3 protein-coding genes and 1 pseudogene are annotated in these 2,684 nt (G+C 71.9%); 1 reads left to right on the forward strand and 3 read right to left on the reverse strand.

All coding sequences use genetic code 11. The annotated features are described in order from the left end of the window. The 3 genes and pseudogenes from D7Y11_RS42230 to D7Y11_RS42240 form a co-directional block, all read right to left on the reverse strand. Nucleotides 1-220: pseudogene (locus D7Y11_RS42230) on the reverse strand (hypothetical protein); the annotation flags it as partial. Beyond that, nucleotides 217-816: a hypothetical protein gene (locus tag D7Y11_RS42235; protein ID WP_120596638.1), complete on the reverse strand. Its 600-nt coding sequence runs from the start codon at nucleotides 814-816 to the stop codon at nucleotides 217-219. The pseudogene D7Y11_RS42230 and the gene D7Y11_RS42235, both read right to left, overlap by 4 nt. Beyond that, on the reverse strand, nucleotides 813-1,448 hold the full coding sequence (locus D7Y11_RS42240; protein WP_126936489.1) for an RNA polymerase sigma factor: 636 nt from the start codon (nucleotides 1,446-1,448) through the stop codon (nucleotides 813-815). The genes D7Y11_RS42235 and D7Y11_RS42240 overlap by 4 nt, the downstream gene beginning before the upstream one ends. Nucleotides 1,449-1,591: 143 nt before the next feature. Between D7Y11_RS42240 and D7Y11_RS42245 the strand changes: the two genes are divergently transcribed. After that, a complete protein-coding gene (locus D7Y11_RS42245) occupies nucleotides 1,592-2,644 on the forward strand; it encodes a hypothetical protein (RefSeq protein WP_126936490.1) in 1,053 nt (350 codons plus the stop codon). Nucleotides 2,645-2,684: the final 40 nt, after the last annotated feature.

Genomic DNA, 2,684 nt, shown 5'->3' on the forward strand with positions numbered 1-2,684 from the left:
CCAGGATGGTGTCCACCTGTTCTCCCGGCGCGATGACGTCCACCGTGTGCGAACTGCGCACGTGCGCCTGCTGCGCTCCGGACGGTGGGGGCGGTACGGGGGCCTCGGGCGGCCTCGCGGCCTCCGTTGGCGGCGGGGCCGGTGTCTGCTGGGCGTGCGCGACCCCTCCTCCCAGCCACAGGAGGACGGTGAGCGCCGGTGTCGAGAACCCCATCTTCATCCGCCCGTGACCTCCAGCACCACGTCGTGCTCGATGCGCTGGTCGCCCGCACGCGCCAGCGCCGTCACCAGATAACGCCCCGGCCGCTGGCCTCGCACCGCGATGGGAATCACGTTGCTGCCCGCGCTCAGGGGCTGCGTCCACTGGTAGGAGCGCAGCGGCAATTCCTCTCCGTCCGCCCAGAAGGACAGCCCCTCCGGCAGGCTCACCTGGAAGTCCGCCTGCTCCACGGCCACGTCCGCCGTGAAGTCCAACTTGATGACCGCCACCTTGCTCACCGGCACCTGCGTGCCGGGCCGCTCAAGCTCCGCCATCCCCGGGGCTTCCGTCTCCGGGACTCCAGGCGTGCCTCGCACCGCGCCCAGCACCAGGAAGGTGGCCACGCCCATGGCGATGCCCACCGCCGGCCACAGCACCGGCGCTCGGCGGCGCCAGAAGTCCCGCACCGCATCCCACCCCGACGCCGGTGTGGGAGGACCGGCCTCCACGAGCCGCCGGTGGAGCAGGGCCTGGAAGTCGGGCCCGGGCGCGTCGTCCCGCAGCGCCGCCAGACGCTCGCGCAGCGCGCGGTCCTCCCTGTCCTCGGGCTCACTCATTTCCTGCTCCTCGCAGCATGCGACGAAATGTCCTGCCCGGATGTTCCCACCGGCGCGTCATCTTCCGGGCCGGCGGGGCCCTGGCCCCCCGCCAGCAGGGCCTTCAGGTGCGCCCGGCCCCGCGACAGGCGCGACTTCACGGTGCCCACGGGCACCCCTTCGATGTCCGCCACCTCTTCATAGCTGTGGCCCTCCACGTCGAAGAGCACCACCGCCGTGCGGAACTCCGGCGGCAGCCCCCGGAGCGCCCGCCACAGCCGGTCCCGCTCCTGGGCTCGCATCATTCCTTCATCCGCGGACTCGGCGTCCGACGCCGCCTTCGTGTGCTCCTGCTCCAGCGGTTCCTCGCGGGAGCGCTCGCGGCCGGCGCGGCTGCGGGTGGCGTCATAGAACGCGTTGCGCACCACCGAATAGAGCCACGTCTGGAACGCGGACTGGAAGCGGAACGAGCGCAGGTTCTTGTAGACCTTCACCAGCGCTTCCTGCGCCAGGTCATCCACGTCCGAGTCCGACGCGGCGAAGGCCCGCGCGAAGCGGCGCACGCGCGGCAGGTGCGAGGACACGAGCATCTCAAAGGCACGCACGCTGCCGTCCTGGGCTTCGAGGATGAGTGCGCGCAGCTCGTCGTTCACGGTCGGCGGCACTCTATCCGGCCCCGGTGCACGCTCAAAAAGCCGCGGGAAAATCCCCGCCGGGAACACGGCGGAAATTCATTTCGTCTCATGGGGGCGGACGGACAGCGGCCGGGCACCGGATGACAAGGGAGCACGCACTCATGAGGCACTGGAACAGGGGCAGTCAGTGGCTGGGAGCAGTCGCGCTGGTGGTGGGCACCATGACGGTCGGTTGCGGCGGCGGGTCGCAGAGCTCGACCACGGACGCCACGTCGGATGTGTCCCAGGCGGTGGAGGCCACGTCGGACTCGAGTGACGCGGTGGAGGTGTCCAGCCTCCTGCACGGCCTGGACAAGCTGCGCCCCCAGGCCATTGAAGGCTTTCACTGTGACGAGAGCCCCGACATCACCACCGTGGAGGTGTGTGGCAAGACGCTGCCCGCCACCGTGCACCTGGAGTGGACCGACTGCGCGCCCCCCACGCGCCCCGAGGGTCCCGGCCGTGGCGGCGGCCAGCCTCCCGGTGGTGGCGGTGGTGGCGGCCAGCCTCCGGGCGGTGGTGATCAGCCTCCTCCCCCGCAGGGCGGCGAGGGCTCGCAGGTGCGTGGCCAGTCCTTCGACGGTGGAAATGGCGGCGGAAAGCCGGGCGGCAAGGGCCCCGGCGGCCCTACCAGCGGCACGGTGGACATCGTGAACGCGTACGAAGCTGCCGAGGACTGCACGGGCGCGGTGACGCAAAGCCAGACCGTCACCTTCGAGGTCTCAGGCACCAACTCCGACGGCGAGGTCTCCACCGTGAAGGGCACCACCGCCTCCACGGCGGAGCTGGTGGACGGCGCTCCGCCCCAGCGCAAGAGCACGCAGGCGGACGTGACCCGCACGCGCACGGATGCCGCTGGCACGGTGGTGCAGTCGGTGCGGCTGGAGGGCTCGCTGTCCGTCGCGTTCTCCACGGACACGCCGCCGGTGCGCACCATCGACGGCGCGTACACGGAGACCGCGCTGGATGGTTCGCAGGGCACCGTGACGTTGGCGGGCATCGTCCGGCCGTCGCGCGAGGTGTGCCCCTGGCCCACGAGCGGCACGCTCACGCGCACCACCGCGGACGGCGCCAGCCACGTGCTCACCTTCGGTCCGGAGTGCGGCGACGGCACGCTCGACGGCGCGGAGCTGAGCCTGCCCGACCGCTGCGAGCGCGGCGGCGGCCGCCACTAGCCTCACGAGGCGTCGCGGTCCGGGGGCGCACTCCCAACCC

Source organism: Corallococcus sp. AB018, assembly GCF_003986945.1.
Lineage (GTDB): Bacteria > Myxococcota > Myxococcia > Myxococcales > Myxococcaceae > Corallococcus > Corallococcus exiguus.

Coding starts and splice junctions, on each gene's coding strand:
- D7Y11_RS42245 (WP_126936490.1), top strand. CDS start 1,592: ATGAGGCACTGGAACAGGGGCAGTCAGTGGCTGGGAGCAGTCGCGCTG.
- D7Y11_RS42235 (WP_120596638.1), bottom strand. CDS start 816: ATGAGTGAGCCCGAGGACAGGGAGGACCGCGCGCTGCGCGAGCGTCTG.